The following is a 1,180-nucleotide window of genomic DNA, read 5'->3' as shown; positions in this document are numbered from 1 at the left end:
AGGCATTCGCCTTAGCGGCTTAACCTGTGCAGATTCCGCTGGGTCGATACACGGCCGCCAAATCCCTCTCCACCATCCGGCATCGTCGCCTCCTTCTGAACCCTCAGAACGAGACTCGCCCCTCCCATCCCGATCCGGAACCCGGGAACTCAATGGCCATAGGCGTCACATACGAAACACACCGCCCACGCCGGCAAGCGCAACTTCCACGGCCTGAGCAAAACCACCACGGAGCAACTCGACCACTTTGACGCCCTGAGCCTGCCAAAGACCGGCCTGCCACCTCCCGTGTTGTCGCATTTTCGGCCTCTCGGCCTAAACGATACCAATTACTTGACGATTTTCCTGATGAACTAAAGAACACCCGTCAGGTGTAGCGGAATCTCGCCTCTCCCGCCCACTCGACGGCCTCGTAAACATAGAACCAACAGCCTACCCATGGTCAGGGATAGAGAAGCGTCCGCTCCTCCGTCCCGTGGGTGTTGTGTCTTCGTGTTGTACAATCACCAAGGCCCCACTCATCGCTTGGCTACCGTCCCCCGGCACCGCGCGCAGTGCAGTGGCCGTCTTCGCCACCCACGCCAATACGCGGGCCACCTCAACCGTTGCGCCAAGATTTGAACGCCTCACCGTATTTGTGCATAGAGCCGGAGCAGCGTCCCGCCGCGTCTAAAAGACGCGGCGGGACGCTGCTTCAGATCACCAAGAAATTCCCCGCCGTGAGGTTAAGCCCGGCGGAGATCACCGCGAACTGGATCCGCGCTCCGCTGCCGGTGCCATCTGCATCGTACCAAAGCGCCCCGCTGTCCTTATCGTAAATCAGCCGATCAAGCGCATCCGTAGCTTTGCCACTATTGGTCGATGCAAACGAAGAAGCGGCAACTGTACCGGCAGAGAGCGCGGTGAAGATGGCACCGTCCAGCAGGATAGTGTCGTCGACCACGCTGAAGTCGGTTATCCGATCAAGGTTGCCAGTGGTGAGTCTGGTGTTGAAGACGAAGCTGTCCGCTCCCGCACCGCCCGTCAGCTCGTCGTTGCCGAGGCCGCCGATCAGCGTGTCCGCCCCGGTGCCGCCGTTCAGCACGTTGGCCGCGCCGTTGCCGGTGATCCGGTTCGCGAGCCCGTTGCCCGTGCCGTTGATCGCGGCCGATCCGGTCAGCGTCAGGTTCTCGAGGTTGGC

General features: G+C 61.2%; 1 protein-coding gene and 1 pseudogene. One reads left to right on the top strand and one right to left on the bottom strand.

Translation table 11 applies throughout. The features are described 5' to 3' along the window. Positions 1-491: 491 nt before the first annotated feature. Positions 492-673: pseudogene (locus tag FG154_RS22005) on the top strand (hypothetical protein); the annotation flags it as partial. Between the two features lie 21 nt (positions 674-694). On the opposite strand, the gene FG154_RS21180 reads toward FG154_RS22005, so the two are convergent. Next, positions 695-1,180 (bottom strand): calcium-binding protein (locus FG154_RS21180; RefSeq protein WP_484051829.1); only part of this gene is annotated, 486 nt, incomplete at its 5' end.

The sequence above is a fragment of the Cereibacter sediminicola genome, assembly GCF_007668225.1.
GTDB lineage: Bacteria > Pseudomonadota > Alphaproteobacteria > Rhodobacterales > Rhodobacteraceae > Cereibacter_A > Cereibacter_A azotoformans.
The sequence above is the reverse complement of the archived record's forward strand: the minus strand, read 5'-3'. Positions and strand labels throughout refer to the sequence as shown.